This is a genomic window from Streptomyces sp. WMMC500 (assembly GCF_027497195.1).
Classification (GTDB): Bacteria; Actinomycetota; Actinomycetes; order Streptomycetales; family Streptomycetaceae; genus Streptomyces.
The window spans coordinates 7,839,738-7,859,890 of the sequence record NZ_CP114905.1 but is presented as its reverse complement, the minus strand read 5'-3'; the positions used below and the strand labels follow the sequence as shown (position 1 = coordinate 7,859,890).

Below are 20,153 nucleotides of genomic sequence, written 5' to 3'. Positions count from 1 at the left end.
CGGGACTGACAGCCCTCAGAGGAGCGTCTTCCAGTACGACCACCAGCGGATGCCGATCAGGATCAGCAGGACCCCGTACCACAGGACGGGCACCACCCAGTTGAACTCCAGCACCGCCTCGCGCACCCGCGCCGAGACCGGGAAGACGCCGGTCTTGACGTTGTGCACGGTCGTGTACCAGAAGATCAGGATCGTCACCGCCCAGACCAGCGAGCACCACAGGCACAGTGAGCCGATCTTGTACAGCGAGGAGTACTGGAGGAAGGTGACGAAGCCGACCCCGAAGAGGGAGCCCGCCCACAGCCCGGTCCACCACCAGCGGCGGTGCCCCGCGCCGGCCAGCAGGCCGACGCCGATCACGACGAGCATCGGGAAGGCGATCCAGCCGACGAACGGGTTCGGGAACCCGAACACCGAGGCCTGCCAGCTCTTCATGATGTTGTTGCACGACAGGACGGGGTTCAGGCTGCAGGCCGAGACGTAGCCCGGGTCCTCCAGCAGCTTCATCTTGTCGTGCGTGATCACCGCGGACGCCACGAGGCCCAGCGCGCCGCCGATCACCAGCAGCCAGGCGAACGGTCGGCCCGACCGGATCAGTCCGGAGTCGGGCGGGTCCTCGTGCCGGGACGGGGCCGTTCTCGTTGCGGTCGTGGTCATCTCGCTGCTTCCGTGGGCTCGGATCGGTGGCGGCACCTCATTGTGCCGCAACGAGGGGCGATCGGGCACCGGTGCACCGGTGCTCAGCCGGTGACCCGCCGGCCGTCCACCGGCAGGGGCAACGATGCCCGACCGCGCGTTCGACCGGCGTAAGTCCGCCCGTCAGCGCGCCACCCGCAGGGGTCAGGCCAGCAGCTTCCGCAGCTCGCCGACGACCGCGGCCAGCGCGACCGGCCGCTGCTCGCCGCTGCCGAGGTCCTTGAGCTGCACCACGCCCTCGTCGAGGTCCCGCTCCCCCGCGACCAGCGCGTAGCGCGCGCCGGAGCGGTCGGCGGACCGCATCGCGTTCTTCAGCCCCTTGCCGCCGAAGGCGAGGTCCGCCGCGACCCCGGCCCGGCGCAGCTCCGTGACCACGCCGAAGAGGGTCCTGCGGGCCTGCTCGCCGAGGGCCGCCGCGTACACGTCGGTGGTCGCGGGCAGGTCCAGCTCCACGCCCTCGGCCTCCAGCGCCAGCACCGTGCGGTCCACGCCCAGCGCCCAGCCCACCGACGGCAGGGCGGGGCCGCCGATCATCTCCGACAGCCCGTCGTAGCGCCCACCGCCGCCGATGGCGGACTGCGCGCCGAGGCCGTCGTGGACGAACTCGAAGGTGGTGCGCGTGTAGTAGTCGAGGCCGCGGACCAGCCGGGGGTCGTCCTCGTACGCGACGCCGGCCGCGGTCAGCAGCTCGCGGACCTGCTCGTGGTACGCCTTGCACGCCTCGCACAGGTGGCCGCGCATGAGCGGCGCGGCGTCGAGCTGCGCCCGGACCTCCGGGCGCTTGTCGTCGAGCACGCGCAGCGGGTTGATCTCGATCCGCTCGCGGGTGGGCTCGTCGAGGTCGAGGCCGCGCAGGAAGTCCTGCAGCGCGGTGCGGTACGCGGGGCGGCACTCCTGGTCGCCGAGGGAGTTGAGCAGCAGCCGGAAGCCCGTCAGCCCCAGCGCGCGGTAGCCGTCGACGGCCAGGACGATCAACTCGGCGTCCAGTGCCGGGTCCTCGGCGCCGATGGCCTCGGCGCCGACCTGGGAGAAGTGCCGGTAGCGGCCCTTCTGCGGGCGCTCGTAGCGGTAGTACGAGCCGGAGTACCACAGCTTGACCGGCAGGTTGCCCTGCTTGTGCAGGTTGCCCTCCAGCGCGGCGCGCAGCACGGAGGCGGTGCCCTCGGGGCGCAGCGCCAGCTCGTCGCCGCCCTTGGTGGTGAGGGTGTACATCTCCTTGGTCACGATGTCGGTGGACTCGCCGACGCCGCGGGAGAAGAGCCGCACGTCCTCGAAGCCGGGGGTCTCGACGTAGCCGTAGCCGGCGCGGCGTACGGGCGCGGCGAACGCCTCGCGGACCGCGAGGTAGGCCGCGGAGCGCGGCGGGGTCAGGTCGTAGGTGCCCTTGGGGGCCTTGAAGGCCGGTGAAGTGCTCACGGAGAGTGTCGTCACATTCGTCGTCGGTGGCGGAGCGGGGCGGCCTGGCCGCCCGCCCGGCCGGCGGCCAGCTCCTGCAGGAAGGGATTGCCGGCGCGCTCGCGGCCGATGGTCGTCTGGGGGCCGTGCCCGGGGAGCACCACGGTCGAGTCGTCGAGCGGCAGGCACACGCGGGCCAGCGACCGCAGGATCTCGGCGCTGTCGCCGCCGGGCAGGTCGGTGCGTCCGATGGAGCCGGCGAAGAGCAGGTCGCCCGAGAAGAGGACCTGTGGCACCTCCGGCTGCTCGGGCAGCCGGAAGGTCACCGACCCCTTGGTATGGCCGGGCGCGTGCGCGACGGTGAGGCTCAGCCCGGCCAGCTCCAGCTCGGCGCCGTCGGCGAGCTCGACCAGGTCGTCCGGCTCGCCTACCGTCAGGTCGCCGAGCAGCGGCGCTCCGACGGACAGGCCGAGCGCCTTCTCCGGGTCGGTGAGCATGTACCGGTCGGCGGGGTGGATCCAGGCGGGCACGTCGTGGGCGCCGCAGACGGGGAGCACCGAGGCGACGTGGTCCAGGTGCCCGTGGGTGAGCACGACCGCGACCGGCTTGAGCCGGTGCTTGGCGACCGCTTCGGCGACGCCGTCGGCGGCCCGGTGCCCGGGGTCGACGATCACACACTCCTCCCCCGCGGCCGGGGCGAGGAGATAACAGTTGGTGCCCCATGCGCCCGCGGGGAACCCGGCAATGAGCACGATCGTCCTTCACCTGTCGGATGCCGTCGGATGTGTGCCGCCGCCGGGAGCCGCGCGGACCGCGGGCGGCCCCGGAATTGCGGCCGTTCTGAGACTACCGGCGCTCCTCATCCGGCAGCGAATCGATATACGGTACGGCACACGGAATTCCGGTCCACGAACGCGTGTGGCAGCGATGCGAGGGAGAAGACGCGGTGGTCAGCAGGGACCAGCGGAGGCGGCAGCTCGCCCGGGATAAGTACGAGCGGCAGCAGCGCAGGCGCGCCGACCGCAGAAAGCACAACCGGAAGCTCGCGGCGATCATCAGCGCCCCGCTGGTGTTGGTGATCGTCGTCGTCACGATCGCGGCCGCCACCGGCTTCGGGTCGGACGACGACGACAAGAAGAAGGACGACGCGGCGGCGCCCAGCGCGAGCCCGGAGAAGGCGCACGACCCCTGCGGCAAGCCGGAGGCCGGCAAGCCGTCGAAGAAGACGTGGAAGAAGGAGCCGAAGCTCGACATCGACGAGTCCGCGACGTACACGATGACGCTGTCGACCACCTGTGGCGACATCGGCATCGAGATGGACGCGGGCAAGGCGCCGCACACCGTGAACAACATGCGCTTCCTCGCCGACGAGGGCTACTTCGACCACAGCCCGTGCCACCGGCTGACCGGACAGGAGTCCGGCATCTTCGTGCTGCAGTGCGGCGACCCGGGCGGTACCGGCCAGGGCGGACCCGGGTACACGATCCCGGACGAGAACCTCAAGGACAAGGCGGTCAAGGGCGGGACGTACCCCGCGGGCACCGTGGCGATGGCCAACACCGGGCAGAAGGACTCCGGCGGCAGCCAGTTCTTCCTGGTCTACCAGGACAGCCCGCTGCCCCCGAACTACACGCCCTTCGGCATGCTCACCGGCGAGGGCACGGCGACGGTCAACACCATCGCCGAGGCCGGCGCGCAGCCGCAGGACCCGCAGACCGGCAACACCGCGCCGAACGCGACCGTGGTCATCGACAAGGCGACCGTCACCGAGGGCACCAAGGAGCAGGAGCACGACCACTGAGCCGCGACCGGGCCCGCGTCGTTACGGGATTGGTCTCGCGCGGGATGCGGACAGCCGGCCCGCCGTTCGCCTATGTTGGCGTTGTGCAGGTGCGGGGGTGCCGGCGGCAGTCGCCTTCGCCCGCCGCCGATCGGCCGGATCCGGTACCCCATCCCCTTTCCGGCCGCAGACAACTGTGGACGACGCCGCCGGGCTGCCGGGCCCGCGGGGCGTCATGTGAGGAGGCGCTGTGAGCAGCGACCCATGGGGCCGGGTCGACGAGACGGGCACCGTGTACGTGCGTACCGCCGACGGCGAGCGAGTCGTCGGTTCCTGGCAGGCGGGCTCGGCCGACGAGGCGCTCGCCTACTTCAAGCGCAAGTACGAGGGCCTGGTCGTGGAGATCGGCCTCCTCGAGCGCCGGGTGCAGACCACCGACCTGTCCACCAAGGACGCCACCACCGCCATCGACCACCTGCGCGCGCAGGTCTCGGAGGCGCACGCGGTCGGCGACCTGGACGCGCTGACGGCGCGGCTCGACCGGCTGGTGGAGGCCGTGGGCGCCCGTCAGGAGGAGCGCAAGGCGGCGAAGGCCAAGCACCAGCAGGAAGTGCGCGAGTCCAAGGAGGCGGTGGTCGCCGAGGCGGAGGAGCTGGCGCAGAGCGAGCAGTGGCGCGCGGCGGGCGAGCGGCTGCGGGAACTGGTGGAGACCTGGAAGAGCCTGCCGCGGCTGGACCGCAGGAGCGACGACGAGCTGTGGCACCGCTTCAGCCACGCCCGCTCGGCCTTCTCCAAGCGCCGCAAGGCCCACTTCGCCTCCCTCGACGCCCAGCGCGAGGAGGCCAGGCGGCGCAAGGAGAAGCTGGTGGAGGAGGCGGAGGCGCTCTCCGCCTCCCGTGAGTGGGGGCCGACGGCCGCCCGCTACCGCGAGCTGATGTCGGACTGGAAGGCCGCGGGCCGCGCGCAGCGCGACCAGGAGGAGGACCTGTGGACCCGCTTCCGCGGCGCGCAGGACGTCTTCTTCCAGGCCCGCAGCGAGGTCTTCGCGGAGCGCGACCACGAGCAGCGCGAGAACCTGACGCGCAAGGAGGAGCTGGTCGCGGAGGCGGAGAAGCTGCTGCCGGTCACCGACCTCAAGACCGCCAGGGGGGCCTTCCGTTCGATCAACGAGCGGTGGGAGGCCATCGGCCACGTACCCCGGGACGCCAGGGCGAAGATCGAGGCCCGGATGCACGCCGTGGAGCGCTCCATCGGCGAGGCGGAGGAGGCCGAGTGGCGCCGGACGAACCCGGAGGCGCGGGCGCGCGCCGAGGGGCTCACGGGGCAGTTGCAGGACGCCGTCGACAAGCTCCACCGGCAGATCGAGCAGGCCAGGTCGCAGGGCAACGCCGCCAAGGCCGACAAGCTGGCCCGTGAGCTGGAGGGCCGGCAGGCGCTGCTCGACCAGGCCCTCAAGGGCCTGCGGGAGTTCGGGGGCTGAGCGCCGGAGCAGCTCGTACGTGCCGAGGGCCCCGCCGGGCGGCGGGGCCCTCGGCGCGTTGGGGGACGAGGGCGGCGGGTGCGCTCAGTTGTTCCGGGCGGAGGTGACGCGGTACACGTCGTAGACGCCCTCCACCTTCCGTACCGCCTTCAGCACGTGTCCCAGGTGCTTCGGATCGCCCATCTCGAAGGTGAAGCGCGAGGTGGCCACCCGGTCGCGGGAGGTCTGCACGGCGGCGGACAGGATGTTCACGTGCTGGTCGGACAGCACCCTGGTGACGTCCGAGAGCAGCCGGGAGCGGTCGAGGGCCTCCACCTGGATGGCGACGAGGAAGACCGACGACTGCGTCGGCGCCCACTCCACCTCGATGATCCGCTCGGGCTGCTGCGACAGCGACTCGACGTTGACGCAGTCCGCGCGGTGCACGGAGACGCCCTTGCCGCGGGTGACGAAGCCGATGATCGGGTCTCCGGGCACCGGCGTACAGCAGCGGGAGAGCTTCACCCACACGTCGTCGACGCCCTTGACGATCACCCCGGGGTCGTTGACCGCCCGGCGCTTGCGGGTCTTGCCGCGCAGCGGCGGGGCGGTCTCCTCGATGTCCTCGGTGGCCGCCTCCTCGCCGCCGAGCGCCTGGACCAGCTTCTGCACCACGTTCTGCGCGGAGATGTGGCCCTCGCCGATCGCCGCGTAGAGCGCGGAGATGTCGGGGTAGCGCATCTCGTGCGCGATGGTGACCAGGGAGTCGCCGGTGAGGATGCGCTGGATCGGCAGGTTCTGCTTGCGCATGGCCCGGGCGATGGCGTCCTTGCCCTGCTCGATCGCCTCGTCCCGGCGCTCCTTGGAGAACCAGGCGCGGATCTTGTTGCGCGCGCGGGGCGACTTGACGAAGTTCAGCCAGTCCCGGGAGGGGCCCGCGCCGGCCGCCTTGGAGGTGAAGACCTCGACGGTGTCGCCGTTGTCGAGCGCGGATTCCAGCGGTACGAGCCGGCCGCCGACCCGCGCTCCTATGGTCTTGTGCCCGACCTCGGTGTGCACGGCGTACGCGAAGTCGACGGGCGTGGCGCCGGCCGGCAGGGCGATCACGTCGCCCTTGGGCGTGAAGACGAAGACCTCGTTGCGGGAGAGGTCGAAGCGCAGCGCGTCCAGGAACTCGCCGGGGTCCTCGGTCTCCTTCTGCCAGTCGATCAACTGGCGCAGCCAGGCCATGTCGTTGACCTGCTCGGACTTCCCGCCCCTGCGGGCGCCGGCGCCCTGCTGGCGGGCGGCGCCGCCGGCGGCCTCCTGCTTGTACTTCCAGTGCGCGGCGATGCCGTACTCGGCGCGGCGGTGCATGTCGAACGTGCGGAGCTGCAGCTCGACGGGCTTGCCCTCGGGCCCGATGACCGTCGTGTGCAGCGACTGGTACATGTTGAACTTGGGCATCGCGATGTAGTCCTTGAACCGTCCGGGGACGGGATTCCACCGCGCGTGGATGGTGCCGAGCGCCGCGTAGCAGTCGCGGACCGAGTCGACGAGGACGCGGATGCCCACCAGGTCGTAGATCTCGGCGAAGTCGCGGCCGCGGACGATCATCTTCTGGTAGACGCTGTAGTAGTGCTTCGGGCGGCCGGTGACGGTCGCCTTGATCCGGGCGCTGCGCAGGTCCTGCTGGACCTCGTCGATGACGACCGCCAGGTACTCGTCCCGCTTCGGGGCGCGCTCGGCGACCAGCCGGACGATCTCGTCGTACATCTTCGGGTAGAGGATCGCGAAGGCGAGGTCCTCCAGCTCCCACTTGATGGTGTTCATGCCCAGCCGGTGGGCCAGCGGCGCGTAGATCTCCAGGGTCTCGCGCGCCTTCTGCTCCTGCTTCTCCCGGCGCAGGTAGCGCATCGTGCGCATGTTGTGCAGCCGGTCGGCGAGCTTGATCACCAGGACCCGGGGGTCCTTGGCCATGGCGACGACCATCTTGCGCACGGTCTCCGCCTGCGCGGCCTCGCCGAACTTGACCTTGTCCAGCTTGGTGACGCCGTCCACCAGCAGCGTCACCTGGTCGCCGAAGTCACGGCGCAGGTCTTCGAGCCCGTACTCGGTGTCCTCGACCGTGTCGTGCAGCAGCCCGGCCATCAGCGTGGCGGGGTCCATGCCCAGCTCCGCCAGGATCGTGGTGACGGCCAGGGGGTGGGTGATGTACGGGTCGCCGCTCTTGCGCTTCTGGCCGCGGTGCCAGCGCTCGGCGACCTGGTAGGCGCGCTCTATCTGGCGCAGCGTGGAGGTGTCGGCCTTCGGGTCGTTCCCGCGCACTATCCGCAGCAGCGGCTCCAGCACCGGGTTGTACGGGCTCTGCCGCTGCACGCCGAGGCGCGCCAGCCGCGCGCGCACGCGGCTCGGCGACCCGCCGCGGCCGGCCTGCCCGCCGCCGTGGCCCGAGGCGGGCTCGACGCGCGCGGGGGTGGCCGGCTGCGCACGCCCGTCCGGCGGCGCGGCACGGCGCCCGGAGCCGTTCTCCACGGCCCGCGGGGGCAGCGGGCGGTCCGCCGCGCCGGGCTGCTTCTCGGGCGGCGCTGCGGTGGACCGATGAGCCTCGTCTGGCAAGAGCACTCCTTGACGGTGGACGGCCCACGGGGAGATCCCCGGAACTGCCATGGTATCTGCCGTCGCGTCCGCACCACCCGGCAACCGCCTGACCAGGCCCCCCACCGGGCAGAACGCCGACCGGGACGGCACGTGCCGCCCGGACGGCACAGACCCGCCGGGCCGCCCGGGACGCCCGGCCTCCCCGGACCGCTCAGACGGTGACGAGCGCGTCCAGCGGAGCGCCGTCGAGCGCCCGCTCGACGCGCGCCCGGCCGGCCAGGAAGCCCAGCTCCAGCAGCACGGCCAGACCGGTGACGGTGCCGCCGGCGCGCCGGATGAGCTGCACCGACGCCTCCGCGGTGCCGCCGGTGGCCAGCACGTCGTCGATGACCAGCACCCGGTCGCCGGGCTGCAGGGCGTCCGCGTGTATCTCGATCTCCGCCGTGCCGTACTCCAGGTCGTACGCCTGCCCGAGGGTGGCGCCCGGCAGCTTGCCTGCCTTGCGTACGGGCACGAAGCCGATCCCCGCGCGCACCGCGACCGGCGCGCCCAGGATGAAGCCGCGCGCCTCCAGACCGACGACCTTCTGCGCACCCTGCTCCCGGCAGACGTCGGTCAGCGCGTCCGTGAGCAGCGTGAACGCCTTCGCGTCGGCCAGCAGCGGGGTGATGTCCTTGAACATCACGCCGGGCTGCGGATAGTCCGGCACGTCCTGGATCCGGCTGAGCAGCAGCTCCCGGGTCCCGTCGGGCACACTCACCGCCGCTTGCCCCCCGACCGGCCGCCGCGGCTGCCGGAGGGCCGGCCCCGGCCGCGCTGCCGCGACACCGGCTGCTGCCGGCGGCCCTCGGCGCGCGGGGACCCGACGACGCCCTGGCCCGCGGGTTCGGGGGCGCGGGGGTCGTCCTGCGGCTCGGCGTCCTCGACCGCCGCCGCGCCGGGCCCGTCCTCGCGCCGGGCCGACGCCTTCTCGCCGCGGGCGGCGGCCCGGGCGTCGGAGGCGCGGCGGGCGGCCACGCGCTTGTTGTGTGCCTTGATCGCGGGGTCGCGCTCCTTGAAGTCGACGACCAACGGGGTGGCGATGAAGATCGAGGAGTACGCGCCGGCCGCGAGGCCGACGAACAGCGACAGCGCGATGTCGTTGAGCATGCCGCCGCCGAGCACGCCGCCGCCGATGAACAGCAGGCCGGCGACCGGCAGCAGAGCGACGACGGTGGTGTTGATGGAGCGGACGAGCGTGCCGTTGAGGCTGCGGTTGGCCGCCTCCCGGTAGGTGAAGCCCGTCTGCTTGGTGATGTCCTTCGTGCTCTCCTTGAGGCCGTCGAAGACCACCACCGTGTCGTACAGCGAGTAACCCAGGATGGTCAGCAGGCCGATGACCGTGCCCGGGGTGACTTCGAAGCCGACGATCGTGTAGACGCCGACCGTGATCGTCAGGTCGTGGATCAGCGCGACGAGCGCCGACAGCGCCATGCGCCACTCGAAGGCGATGGCGAGATAGATCACCACGAGGACCATGAAGATCGCCAGGCCCTGCCACGCCTTGTTCGCGATCTGCTCGCCCCAACTGGGGCCGACGAGCTGGTCGTTGATCTGCCCCGCGTCGACGTTCAGCTCTTCGGCGAGCGCCGACTTGACCTTGTCGGACTGCTGCGTCTCGATGCTGCTGACCTGGATGCGGAGCTTCCCGCTGCCCAGCTCCTGGACGATGGCCTGGTGGCCCGAGGCGTCCTCGGCGACCTCCTGGGCCTGCGAGACCGAGGTCTCGGTCTTCGGGGTGGTGAAGACCGCGCCGCCCTCGAACTCGATGCCCATGTTCAGGCCGCGGATGAAGAAGCCGGCGACCGCGATGACCGTGATGAGGACGGAGACGCCGTACCAGAGGAACCGCTTCGCAACGAAGTCGTAGCCGGCCTCACCGCGGTAGAGGCGGGCGCCGAGGGTGCCGAGGCGCGACATCTCAGACCTCCTTCGGGTTGACGGGACCGGCGACGCGCGGGCGGCCGCGCAGCGGTGGCCTGGCTCCCAGCCGTTTGGGATCGAGCCCGGACCAGGGGTGGCCGCTGGCGAAGAAGCGCTTACGGGCCAGGATGGTCATCACCGGCTTCGTGAAGAGGAAGACGACGACGACGTCCAGGAGCGTGGTCAGGCCGAGCGTGAAGGCGAAGCCCTGCACCTTGCCGACGGTGACGGCGAAGAGCACGGCCGCGGCGAGGAACGACACGAAGTCGGACACCAGGATGGTGCGCCGGGCCCGTGGCCAGCCGCGCTCCACCGCGGGGCGCAGCGTGCGCCCCTCGCGGATCTCGTCGCGGATGCGCTCGAAGTAGACGATGAACGAGTCCGCCGTGATGCCGATCGCCACGATCGCGCCGCAGACCGCCGGGAGGTTCAGCGCGAAGCCGATGCCGGGGCCGAGCAGGGCCATGATCGTGTACGTGAGGGCGGCGGAGACCATGAGGCTGACGACAGCCACCAGGGCCAGCCCGCGGTAGTACGCGACGAGGTAGAGGATCACCAGCCCCAGCCCGATGGCACCGGCGATGAGACCGGCGTTGAGCTGCTCGTTGCCGAGGGCCGGCGAGACGGTGGTGACCTCGGACTCCTCGAAGGACAGCGGCAGCGCGCCGTAGGACAGGACGTTGGCCAGTTCCTCGGCCGACTCCTGGTTGAAGCTGCCGGAGATCTGCGCCCGGCCGCCGGTGATCGACTCGTCGACGGAGGGTGCGGAGACGACCTCACCGTCGAGCTCGATGGCGAACTGGTTGTTCGGCGGGGCCTGGGAGGCGAGGTTGCCGGTGACGTCGGCGAACTTGTCGGAGCCCTTGTCGTCGAACTCGAGCTGCACGATCCAGCCGGAGCCCTGCTGGGCGTCGTACGTGGCGGAGGCCTCGCCGACGTCGGTGCCCTCGACCTCGGCCGGGCCGAGCGCGTACTTGAACGCGCCGTCGCTGTCGCAGGCGACGACGGTGTCGGTGGGCTTGGCGTTCTCGCCGATCTTGGTGCGCTCCTCGGCGTTGGAGCAGTCCAGCCCGTCGAGCTTCTTCTGCACGTCGGCGGGGATCTGGCCGGTGGGCGCCTGCTCGGCGGGGGGCGTCTCGGCGGGCGGCGCCTGCGAGTCGGTCGGGCTGGGCGAGTCGTCGGCCTGGGTGAGGGCCTCGGACAGGGCCCGGCCCTGCTCGGTGGCGTCGTCGCTCGGACCGGCCTCGTCGCCTGAGCCGCCCTCGTCGCCGGAAGCGGCCTCGTCGGAGGCGGTCTCGGACGGGGACGGCGAGGTGGAGGCGTCGCCCTTGTCCTTCTCCTTGTCCGCGTCCCCGGACTCCGAGGCGCTCGGTGCCGGCGTGGGCTCGTTCGCCTCGTAGGACAGGACGGGCCGGAAGAACAGCCGCGCGGTGGTGCCCACCTGCTCGCGGGCCGTCTTCTGGTCGGTGCCCTTGGGGATGTTGACGATGATGTGCCGGTCGCCCTGCGTCTGGACCTCCGCCTCCTGCACACCGAGGCCGTTGACGCGGCGCTCGATGATGTTGACGGCGGTATCCATGTTGGTGGAGTTGATCGCGTTCTCGCCGCCCGGCTGGGGCTTGGCCTCCAGCGTGATGCTGGTGCCGCCGGCCAGGTCGATGCCCAGGCGCGGGGTGGTGTGTCCGGAGAGGAACATCCCACCGGTGAGCGCGGCGATCGCGGTCAGGATCAGCAGCAGGGGGCGCCAGGGCCTGCCCTGAGATCCCTGGGACCTGCGACCCGATTTCGGTGCTGCCACCTTCTCGATTCTCCTGTCCAGACACCGCGCGGCGGGGCTCGTCGCGCGGTCACGAAGTGTAGCCCCGCGGTGCCGCGAGGCGAAAAGTGACCGGTCCCCCGTTCACCGCGGCCGGCGGCGCCTCCGCACTACTCGGTGCGGGGCCGCCCGCCGAAGGGCCGCGGTCACTTCGCGGCGGAGCCGCCGTTCCTCTTCTTGTCCTCGCCGGTGGCGTCCGCGGGCTCGGCGTCGCCCTCGGCGTCGTCGGCGGCGTCCTTCTTGTCGAGGTCGATGCGGTCCGAGGTCTCCCCGCGGTCCTCGCCGTCGTCGTCACCGTCGGCGGACTCGGTCAGCGAGGAGGCGTCGTCGGGCGCGGTGATCTCCTCGTCGTCGAGCTCCGGAGCGCCGTGCACGATGCGGTTGTACTCGGCGTCGTCCAGGACGGCGCCGATGGAGTTCTTCGCGTAGATCGCGTGCACTCCGGGGGCCACCTCCAGAAGGATGGTGTCCTCGTGGACCTCCTTGACCGTGGCGTACATGCCGCCGATGGTCCGCACGCCGCTGCCCGGCTGCAGTTGGTCCCGCATGCTCATCATCTGGCGCTGCTTGTTCTTTGCCGAGCGGGTCATCAGGAACATCGCCCCGATGAGCACGATGAACGGCAAGAGAATCGTGATATCCACGGTGTCCGGGTTTCCTTCGTAGGACCGCGTTCGCCACGGCCTCGTTCTGGGGGGCGGGGGTGCCCTCCGGTTCCGGAAGGCGTCGGCGGAGTCTAAGCGAGTTCCGCCGTGTGAACAACGCCCAGCATGTCACCCGGGTTCCGTAACCGGCGACTCCGCGCGCCGCTCCGGTACGCGCCGGGGCACCCCGCGCGGCCGGGCCCGCCCCGCCCGGCGGCGCGCGCCGCGGGACGCTCAGAAGGCCGTCTGCTGCACGCCGCCGCCGGGCTGCGGGGGCGTGAGGCCCAGGTGGGCCCAGGCGGCGGGGGTGGCGACGCGGCCGCGGGGCGTACGGGCCAGCAGCCCTTCGCGTACGAGGAAGGGCTCGGCCACCTCCTCGACGGTCTCCCGCTCCTCCCCCACGGCCACGGCCAGGGTGGACAGCCCGACGGGGCCGCCGGAGAAGAGTCTGAGCAGGGCGCCGAGCACGGCGCGGTCGAGCCGGTCGAGGCCGCGGTCGTCGACCTCGTAGACCTCCAGGCCCCGGGCGGCGATCTCGCGGGTGATCACACCGTCGGCCTTGACCTGCGCGTAGTCCCGCACGCGGCGCAGCAGCCGGTTCGCGATGCGGGGGGTGCCGCGGGAGCGGCCGGCGATCTCGGCGGCGCCGGCGGCGTCCACGGCGACCTCCAGCAGGTGGGCGGAGCGGTGCAGGACGCGCTCCAGCTCGGCCGGCGAGTAGAACTCCATGTGCCCGGTGAAGCCGAAGCGGTCGCGCAGCGGCGGGGGCAGCAGCCCGGCCCGGGTGGTGGCGCCGACCAGGGTGAAGGGGGGCAGCTCCAGCGGGATGGCGGTGGCGCCGGGGCCCTTTCCGACGATGACGTCGACCCGCAGGTCCTCCATCGCCATGTAGAGCATCTCCTCGGCGGGCCGCGACATGCGGTGCAGTTCGTCGAGGAAGAGCACCTCGCCCTCCTGGAGCGAGGAGAGGATCGCGGCCAGGTCGCCGGCGTGCTGGATGGCGGGGCCCGAGGTGATGCGGATCGGGGCGGCCATCTCGGCGGCGACGATCATCGCGAGGGTGGTCTTGCCGAGGCCGGGGGCGCCGGAGAGCAGCACGTGGTCGGCGGCGCCGCCGCGCTGGCGGGCGGCGCGCAGCACCAGGTCGAGCTGCTCGCGCACCCGCTCCTGCCCGACGAACTCGGCCAGGTCCTTGGGGCGCAGCGCGGTCTCCACCGCCCGGTCGTCGGCGTCGGCGGCCGAGTCCACCACCCGCGGGTCGGCGTCCTCCCAGGTCATCGTGGATCCGTCCGTCGTGGTGCGGGTGCCGGTGCGGTGCGTCGTACGCGCCGGGGGCGGGGCGGCGCCGTCATCGGGCGCGGTTCAGGGTCTGCAGGGCGGCGCGCAGCAACTGCGGCAGCGGCGGGGGCGCGGCGCCGTTCTCCTCGGCCTGCGGGGCGACGGCGGTGACGGCCTCGTCGGCCTCCCGCGGCGCGTACCCCAGGCCCGTGAGGGCGGCGTGCAACTGCTCACGCCAGCCGGCGGCCGGGGCGGCGCCGGCCCGGCGGGCGACGAGGCCGCTGCTGCCCAGCGGCTCGCCGAGCCGGTCCTTCAGCTCCAGCAGCAGCTTCTGCGCACCCTTCTTGCCGATGCCGGGGACGGCGGTCAGCGCCTTCTCGTCGCCGGTGGAGACGGCGAGGCGGAGCGCGTCGGGGCGGTGCACGGCGAGCATGGCCTGGGCCAGCCGCGGGCCGACGCCGCTGGCGGTCTGCAGCAGCTCGAAGACCTGGCGCTCGTCGTCGTCGGCGAAGCCGTAGAGGGTGAGGGAGTCCTCCCGGACGACGAGGGAGGTGGCCAGCCGGGCGTCCTTGCCGACGCGCAGCGTGGACAGGGTGTCGGGGGTGCACTGGACGGCCATGCCGATGCCGCCGACCTCGATGACCGCGGCGTCGGGGGCGAGGGCGGCGACGGGGCCGCTGACGAAGGCGATCATGCGGGGTCTCTCCGGATCTCGCGGTCCCGGTGCTCCGGGCGGTCCCGGCGCACGCGGCGGCCCGGTGCGCCCGCGTCGGCCCGCGCGGGCGCGCCGGCGGCACGCGCGCGGGCCAGGCGCTCCTGGGCGGGGGCGCGCCACAGGTGGCAGATGGCCAGCGCCAGCGCGTCGGCGGCGTCGGCGGGTCGGGGCGGTGCGTCGAGCCGGAGCAGCCGGGTGACCATGGCGCCGACCTGGGCCTTGTCGGCGCGGCCCGAGCCGGTGACGGCCGCCTTGACCTCGCTGGGGGTGTGCAGCGCGACGGGCAGGCCGCGGCGGGCGGCGCACAGGAGGGCGACGGCGCTTGCCTGGGCGGTGCCCATGACGGTGCGTACGTTGTGCTGGCTGAAGACGCGCTCGACGGCGACGGCCTCGGGCCCGTGCGCGTCGAGCCACTCCTCGACGCCGCGCTCGATGAGCAGCAGCCGCTCGGCGGGCGGGGCGTCGGAGGGGGTGCGCACGACGCCGACGGCGACCATTCGCAGCGCCCGGCCCGGCGCTCCGTCCACGACGCCCACGCCGCACCGGGTCAGCCCCGGGTCCACTCCGAGCACCCGCACCGGCCGCCCCCCTCTCGTCTGCCCGCGCACGTGTGTGCAGGCTACCGGCAGGCACCGACACCGCGGGCGAAGGGCCCGCCGGATGTCGCCCCCCGCGGGCCCGTCACGGTGTGCGCGTACGACGCTCAGGCGGAGGCCTTCTCCATGACCTCGTCGGAGACGTCGAAGTTGGCGAAGACGTTCTGGACGTCGTCGCTGTCCTCCAGGGCGTCGATGAGCCGGAAGATCCTGCGGGCGCCCTCCTCGTCCAGCTCCACCTGCATGGTGGGGACGAAGTTGGCCTCGGCCGAGTCGTAGTCGATTCCGGCGTCCTGCAGGGCGGTGCGGACCGCGACCATGTCGCCGGCCTCGCTGAGCACCTCGAAGGACTCGCCCAGGTCGTTGACCTCCTCGGCGCCGGCGTCCAGCACCGCGGCCAGCACGTCGTCCTCGCCCAGCTCGCCCTTGGGGACGATCACCACGCCCTTGCGGTGGAACAGGTACGACACGGAGCCGGGGTCGGCCATGGAGCCGCCGTTGCGGGTCATGGCGACGCGGACGTCGGAGGCGGCGCGGTTGCGGTTGTCCGTCAGGCACTCGATGAGGACGGCCACGCCGTTCGGGCCGTAGCCCTCGTACATGATCGTCTCGTACTCGGCGCCGCCCGCTTCGAGACCGGCACCGCGCTTGACGGCGCTGTCGATGTTCTTGTTCGGGACGGACTGCTTCTTGGCCTTCTGGATCGCGTCGTACAGCGTGGGGTTCCCGTCGGGGTCGGCTCCCCCCTGCCGCGCCGCGACCTCGACGTTCTTGATCAGCTTGGCGAAGAGCTTTCCTCGCTTGGCATCGATCACGGCCTTCTTGTGCTTGGTGGTAGCCCACTTAGAGTGGCCGGACACAGCCCCGCTCCATTCCGCGTTCCGCGCATTCGACTAACCGGCAACGAACTCGTCGATCCTACCGGTGGCGGTCAGCCCGCCCGGCGCACCATATCGGCGAAGAGGGCGTGCACCCGGTGGTCGCCGGTGAGCTCGGGATGGAACGACGTGGCCAGCAGCGGACCCTGCCGGACGGCGACGGGGTGCCCGCCGACCTCCGCCAGCCGCTCCACCCCCGCGCCGGTGGACTCCACCCACGGCGCCCGGATGAAGACGCCGTGCACGGGGCCGCCGGGGACGCCGGCCACCTCCAGCGGCACCTCGAACGACTCGTTCTGCCGCCCGAAGGCGTTGCGCCGCACGATCATGTCGATGCCCCCGACGGTCTCCTGCCCGGAGCGCGGGTCGAGGATCTTGTCGGCCAGCATGATCATGCCGGCGCAGGAGCCGTACGCGGGCATCCCCGCCCGCACCCGGTCGCGCAGCGGCTCCAGCAGGCCGAAGGCGACGGCGAGCTTGGACATGGTGGTGGACTCGCCGCCGGGGATGACCAGGCCGGACACCTCCGCCAGCTCCGCCGGCCGGCGCACCGGCACGGCGCTCGCCCCGGCCGCGGTCAGCGCGGCCAGGTGCTCGCGTACGTCGCCCTGGAGGGCGAGCACGCCGATGGCGGGGGTGTCCATGCGGGCCGTCCTCACCAGCCCCGGCCGGCGTAGCGCTCGGCGTCGTCCAGGGTGTCGAGGTTGATGCCGACCATGGCCTCGCCGAGGTTGCGGGAGGCGTCCGCGACGACCTTCGGGTCGTCGTAGAAGGTGGTGGCCTTGACGATGGCGGAGGCGCGCTTGGCCGGGTCGCCGGACTTGAAGATGCCGGAGCCGACGAAGACGCCCTCGGCGCCGAGCTGGCGCATCAGCGCGGCGTCCGCGGGGGTGGCGACGCCGCCGGCGGAGAACAGCACGACGGGCAGCCTGCCGAGCCGCGCCACCTCGGCGACCAGCTCGTACGGGGCGCGCAGCTCCTTGGCCGCCGCGTACAGCTCGTGGTTGTCCAGGCCGCGCAGGGCGCCGATCTCGTTCTTGATCTGGCGCAGGTGGCGCACCGCCTCGACGACGTTCCCGGTGCCCGCCTCGCCCTTGGAGCGGATCATGGCGGCGCCCTCGGCGATCCGGCGCAGGGCCTCGCCCAGGCTGGTGGCGCCGCAGACGAAGGGCGTGGTGAAGGCCCACTTGTCGGAGTGGTTGACCTCGTCGGCGGGGGTGAGCACCTCGGACTCGTCGATGTAGTCGACGCCGAGCGCCTGCAGGATCTGGGCCTCGACGAAGTGGCCGATGCGGGACTTGGCCATCACGGGGATGGAGACGGCCTCGATGATGCCCTCGATCATGTCGGGGTCGGACATGCGCGCCACTCCGCCGTCCTTGCGGATGTCGGCGGGCACCCGCTCCAGGGCCATCACCGCGACGGCGCCGGCGTCCTCGGCGACCTTCGCCTGCTCGGGCGTGACGACGTCCATGATCACGCCGCCCTTGAGCTGCTCGGCCATGCCGCGCTTGACGCGTGCGGTGCCGGTCTCGGGAGCCGACGACTGGGGGGCGGAGCTGGGCGTGCTGGACACGGTGGAACCTCGCTCGGTGCTGGGGTGCGGTGTGGGTGTCTGGGTGGCGTACGCGCGCCACTTCTATCGTAAGCACGTTCGGACCCCGGGCCCGAGCGTGCGCCACCGTCAAGGAAACCCCAGGCGGGAGGGGTCGGGAAAGAGCCAATCGGCAAGCTGTGGCCGCCGAGCCCGCGGCCGGGCTCAGCCCGCCGGGGCCCGGTCGGTCAGCGCCGGCGGCGGCTCGTCGTCCATCTCGACCGCCAGCGGGAACGGCGCGTGCCCCGCCAGCCGGAACCAGCGCACCTTGCGGTGCCGGCGCAGCGCCCGCGCCGCCCGTACCGCGTCGTTGTGGAAGCGCCGCGCCATCGGCACCCGCCGCGCCGCCTCCGCCAGCTCGTGTACGGCCTCCTCGCCGCCCGGCGCCCCGCGCACCGCCTCCACCTGCTCCGGGGCCTCGAACACCGCCCGCAGCGCCTGGCTCAGCTCGCTCTCGGCGACCTCGCGCTGGTCCTCCTCCGCCTGCCGCGCGGCGTGCGCGGCCTCGTAGAGCACGATCGAGGCGGCCGGGTCGAGTACGCCGCTGGTGGCCAGCTCCTGCGCCACCGAGGCGCGCCGCAGCAACTGCGCGTCGAGGGCCGCCTTGGTGGCGTCGATACGGGTGTGCAGCCGGTCGAGCCGCCCGGCGGTCCAGCTCAGGTAGACGCCGATCAGGCAGAGCCCGACCGCGACGAGCACCAGGGTCAGCGGGGTGGACACGTCATACCTCCCGGTCGCGGGCGGGGCCGAAGCGGGCCGCCCAGCGGCCGGCGCGCTCGTCCTCCGCCACCGACGCGGCGCCCTGGGTCACCGTCTCGTACACCGCGAGGACGTCCGCGCCGACCGTCGACCAGTCGAAGCGCTGGACGTGCCGGCTGCCGCGCTCGCGCAGCCCGGCCCGGCGCGCGCCGTCCAGCAGCAGCCCCGCGGCCCGCTCGGCCAGGTCCCCGGCGTCCCCGCACGCGAACACCTCGCCCGCCGTGCCGCCGTCCAGCACCTGCACGAACGCGTCCAGGTCGGCGGCCAGCACCGGTGCCCCCGCCGACATCGCCTCGACGAGGATGATGCCGAACGACTCGCCGCCGGTGTTCGGCGCGACGTACAGGTCGACGCTGCGCAGCAGCCGCGCCTTGTCCTCGTCGCCGATCATCCCCAGGAACTCCACCCGCTCGCGCACCTCGGGCGCCAGGTGTCCCACGACCTCCGCCGGGTCGCCGCGCCCGGCGACGAGCAGGCGGGCGTCGGGCACCCGCTGAAGGATTCGCGGGAACGCCTCCATCAGCACCGGCAGCCCCTTGCGCGGCTCGTCGATCCGGCCGATGAACCCCAGCGTGCGGCCCTGCCACTCGGCCTTCGGCTCGGCCGCGGCGAAGAAGGAGACGTCGACGCCGTTGGGGATGACGACCGCGTCGCCGCCCAGGTGCTCCACCAGGGTGCGGCGCGCGTACTCGCTGACCGCGATGCGGGCGCTGATCTTCTCCAGCGCCGACTGCAGGATCGGGTACGCGGCGATCATGCCGCGGGAGCGCGGGCTGGACATGTGGAACGTGGCCACGATCGGCCCCTTCGCCGCCCAGCAGGCCAGCAGCGCGAGCGACGGCGCGGCCGGCTCGTGGATGTGCAGCACGTCGAAGTCGCCGTCGCGCACCCAGCGGCGTACCCGGGCGGCGGACAGGAAGCCGAAGTTGATGCGCGCCACGGACCCGTTGTACGGCACGGGGACGGCGCGGCCGGCCCCGACGACGTACTCGGGCAGCGGGGTGTCGTCGTCCGCGGGCGCGAGGACGGAGACGGTGTGGCCGGCGGCGCGCAGGTGCTCCGCCAGGTCGCGGACGTGGAACTGCACCCCGCCGGGCGTCTCCCAGGAGTACGGGCAGACGATCCCGACCCTCACGGCGACACCGGGTCCAGGTCCGGCCAGAACCGCTGCAGCATGTGCCAGTCCTCCGGGTGCGCGGCGATGCCGGCGGCGAAGTCGTCGGCCATGGCCTGCGTCATGGCGGCGGTCTTCTCCGCGCGGGTGCCGGTCGCGGGCACCTCCACGGGGGCGTGCACCCTGCCCTGCAGGACGGGCGAGTCGTCGTACCAGAGCGTGACGGGCAGCAGCAGCGCGCCGGTCTGCTGGGCGAGCAGCGCGGGGCCCGCGGGCATCCGGGCCGTGAAGCCGAAGAAGTCCACCTCGACGCCGCCGGCGGACAGGTCCCGGTCGGCGACGAGGCACACCAGCCCGCCGTCCCGCAGCCGCCGGGCGAGGGTGCCGAAGGCGCTCGCGCCGCCGTGCGCCAGCACCTCCATGCCCAGGCTCTCGCGGTACGCGACGAAGCGGTCGTACAGCGACTCGGGCTTCAGCCGCTCCTGCACGGTGGTGAAGGGCACCCCGAGCTTGGTGGTGACCCAGGCGCCCGCGAGGTCCCAGTTGCCCATGTGGGGCAGCGCGAGGATCACGCCGGTGTCGCCGGCGAGGCCGTCCTCGAGCCAGTGCACGTCCGCGGGGTCGAAGCCGTCGCGGACGCGCTGCTCGCTCCAGGCGGGCAGCCGGAAGGACTCCATCCAGTAGCGCATGTACGAGCGCATGCCGGCCCGGCTGAGCGCGGCCAGCCGTTCCGGCCCGGCGTCCGGGACCACGCGCGCGAGGTTCGACGTCAGCCGTCGTACGCCCTTGCCGTCGCGGCGCCAGGCGGTGTCGGCGATGCGCCTGCCGAGGGCGGCGGCGGCGGGCTCGGGGAGCCGTTTCACGGCTGCCCAGCCCAGGCCGTACAT

At 72.8% G+C, this 20,153-nt stretch carries 19 protein-coding genes; 2 read left to right on the top strand and 17 right to left on the bottom strand.

The annotated features are described in order from the left end of the window. Nucleotides 1-15: 15 nt before the first annotated feature. The 3 genes from O7599_RS33940 to O7599_RS33930 all read right to left on the bottom strand — a co-directional run bounded on the left by O7599_RS33940 (nt 16) and on the right by O7599_RS33930 (nt 2,843). Nucleotides 16-657: a vitamin K epoxide reductase family protein gene (locus O7599_RS33940; RefSeq protein ID WP_281619429.1), complete on the bottom strand. Its 642-nt coding sequence runs from the start codon at nt 655-657 to the stop codon at nt 16-18. A gap of 183 nt (nt 658-840) precedes the next feature. Beyond that, nucleotides 841-2,127, bottom strand: a complete 1,287-nt coding sequence (hisS, locus tag O7599_RS33935; RefSeq protein WP_281619428.1) for a histidine--tRNA ligase — start codon at nt 2,125-2,127, stop codon at nt 841-843. After that, nucleotides 2,124-2,843 (bottom strand): MBL fold metallo-hydrolase, encoded by a 720-nt coding sequence (locus O7599_RS33930; protein ID WP_281619427.1) that lies wholly within the window; start codon nt 2,841-2,843, stop codon nt 2,124-2,126. The genes hisS and O7599_RS33930 overlap by 4 nt, the downstream gene beginning before the upstream one ends. A gap of 194 nt (nt 2,844-3,037) precedes the next feature. Between O7599_RS33930 and O7599_RS33925 the strand changes: the two genes are divergently transcribed. After that, a complete protein-coding gene (locus O7599_RS33925) occupies nt 3,038-3,892 on the top strand; it encodes a peptidylprolyl isomerase (protein WP_281619426.1) in 855 nt (284 codons plus the stop codon). Nucleotides 3,893-4,121: 229 nt separating this feature from the next. Then, entirely contained in the window at nt 4,122-5,351 is a 1,230-nt protein-coding gene (locus tag O7599_RS33920) for a DUF349 domain-containing protein (protein ID WP_281619425.1), read from the top strand. An 84-nt stretch (nt 5,352-5,435) separates the two neighbouring features. On the opposite strand, the gene O7599_RS33915 is transcribed toward O7599_RS33920, so the two are convergent. From O7599_RS33915 to O7599_RS33850, 14 genes are all read right to left on the bottom strand, one after another. Further along, the gene (locus O7599_RS33915) at nt 5,436-7,928 is read right to left on the bottom strand and encodes a bifunctional (p)ppGpp synthetase/guanosine-3',5'-bis(diphosphate) 3'-pyrophosphohydrolase (RefSeq protein ID WP_281619424.1); all 2,493 of its coding nucleotides are present in this window, start codon (nt 7,926-7,928) and stop codon (nt 5,436-5,438) included. A 193-nt stretch (nt 7,929-8,121) separates the two neighbouring features. After that, the gene (locus O7599_RS33910) at nt 8,122-8,670 is read right to left on the bottom strand and encodes an adenine phosphoribosyltransferase (protein WP_281619423.1); all 549 of its coding nucleotides are present in this window, start codon (nt 8,668-8,670) and stop codon (nt 8,122-8,124) included. Beyond that, nucleotides 8,667-9,869 carry a protein translocase subunit SecF gene (secF, locus tag O7599_RS33905; RefSeq protein WP_281619422.1) on the bottom strand — a complete coding sequence of 401 codons (1,203 nt, stop codon included), beginning with the start codon at nt 9,867-9,869 and terminating at the stop codon, nt 8,667-8,669. Before secF ends, O7599_RS33910 begins: the two co-directional genes overlap by 4 nt. A gap of 1 nt (nt 9,870) precedes the next feature. Beyond that, nucleotides 9,871-11,670, bottom strand: coding sequence for a protein translocase subunit SecD (gene secD / locus O7599_RS33900; protein ID WP_281619421.1), 1,800 nt, complete (start codon nt 11,668-11,670; stop codon nt 9,871-9,873). Nucleotides 11,671-11,834: 164 nt separating this feature from the next. Next, the gene (gene yajC / locus O7599_RS33895) at nt 11,835-12,332 is read right to left on the bottom strand and encodes a preprotein translocase subunit YajC (protein WP_281619420.1); all 498 of its coding nucleotides are present in this window, start codon (nt 12,330-12,332) and stop codon (nt 11,835-11,837) included. A gap of 234 nt (nt 12,333-12,566) precedes the next feature. Beyond that, nucleotides 12,567-13,610, bottom strand: a complete 1,044-nt coding sequence (gene ruvB, locus O7599_RS33890; RefSeq protein WP_281619419.1) for a Holliday junction branch migration DNA helicase RuvB — start codon at nt 13,608-13,610, stop codon at nt 12,567-12,569. A 70-nt stretch (nt 13,611-13,680) separates the two neighbouring features. Continuing rightward, nucleotides 13,681-14,304, bottom strand: a complete 624-nt coding sequence (gene ruvA / locus O7599_RS33885; RefSeq protein ID WP_281619418.1) for a Holliday junction branch migration protein RuvA — start codon at nt 14,302-14,304, stop codon at nt 13,681-13,683. After that, nucleotides 14,301-14,903: a crossover junction endodeoxyribonuclease RuvC gene (gene ruvC, locus O7599_RS33880; protein WP_281619417.1), complete on the bottom strand. Its 603-nt coding sequence runs from the start codon at nt 14,901-14,903 to the stop codon at nt 14,301-14,303. Before ruvC ends, ruvA begins: the two co-directional genes overlap by 4 nt. Nucleotides 14,904-15,028: 125 nt before the next feature. Further along, nucleotides 15,029-15,781 carry a YebC/PmpR family DNA-binding transcriptional regulator gene (locus O7599_RS33875; protein ID WP_281619416.1) on the bottom strand — a complete coding sequence of 251 codons (753 nt, stop codon included), beginning with the start codon at nt 15,779-15,781 and terminating at the stop codon, nt 15,029-15,031. 71 nt (nt 15,782-15,852) lie between these two features. After that, nucleotides 15,853-16,443, bottom strand: coding sequence for a pyridoxal 5'-phosphate synthase glutaminase subunit PdxT (gene pdxT / locus O7599_RS33870; RefSeq protein WP_281619415.1), 591 nt, complete (start codon nt 16,441-16,443; stop codon nt 15,853-15,855). A gap of 11 nt (nt 16,444-16,454) precedes the next feature. Beyond that, complete coding sequence (gene pdxS / locus O7599_RS33865) at nt 16,455-17,375, bottom strand: pyridoxal 5'-phosphate synthase lyase subunit PdxS (protein ID WP_281619414.1); 921 nt, start codon at nt 17,373-17,375, stop codon at nt 16,455-16,457. A 183-nt stretch (nt 17,376-17,558) separates the two neighbouring features. Beyond that, nucleotides 17,559-18,113 carry a hypothetical protein gene (locus O7599_RS33860; RefSeq protein ID WP_281619413.1) on the bottom strand — a complete coding sequence of 185 codons (555 nt, stop codon included), beginning with the start codon at nt 18,111-18,113 and terminating at the stop codon, nt 17,559-17,561. Between the two features lies 1 nt (nt 18,114). Continuing rightward, nucleotides 18,115-19,287 carry a glycosyltransferase family 4 protein gene (locus O7599_RS33855; protein WP_281619412.1) on the bottom strand — a complete coding sequence of 391 codons (1,173 nt, stop codon included), beginning with the start codon at nt 19,285-19,287 and terminating at the stop codon, nt 18,115-18,117. Next, entirely contained in the window at nt 19,284-20,153 is an 870-nt protein-coding gene (locus tag O7599_RS33850; protein WP_281623632.1) for a phosphatidylinositol mannoside acyltransferase, read from the bottom strand. The genes O7599_RS33855 and O7599_RS33850 overlap by 4 nt, the downstream gene beginning before the upstream one ends.

Coding starts and splice junctions, on each gene's coding strand:
- O7599_RS33940 (WP_281619429.1), bottom strand. CDS start 657: ATGACCACGACCGCAACGAGAACGGCCCCGTCCCGGCACGAGGACCCG.
- secF (WP_281619422.1), bottom strand. CDS start 9,869: ATGTCGCGCCTCGGCACCCTCGGCGCCCGCCTCTACCGCGGTGAGGCC.
- pdxT (WP_281619415.1), bottom strand. CDS start 16,443: ATGGACACCCCCGCCATCGGCGTGCTCGCCCTCCAGGGCGACGTACGC.
- ruvA (WP_281619418.1), bottom strand. CDS start 14,304: ATGATCGCCTTCGTCAGCGGCCCCGTCGCCGCCCTCGCCCCCGACGCC.
- O7599_RS33850 (WP_281623632.1), bottom strand. CDS start 20,153: ATGTACGGCCTGGGCTGGGCAGCCGTGAAACGGCTCCCCGAGCCCGCC.
- ruvB (WP_281619419.1), bottom strand. CDS start 13,610: ATGACCTGGGAGGACGCCGACCCGCGGGTGGTGGACTCGGCCGCCGAC.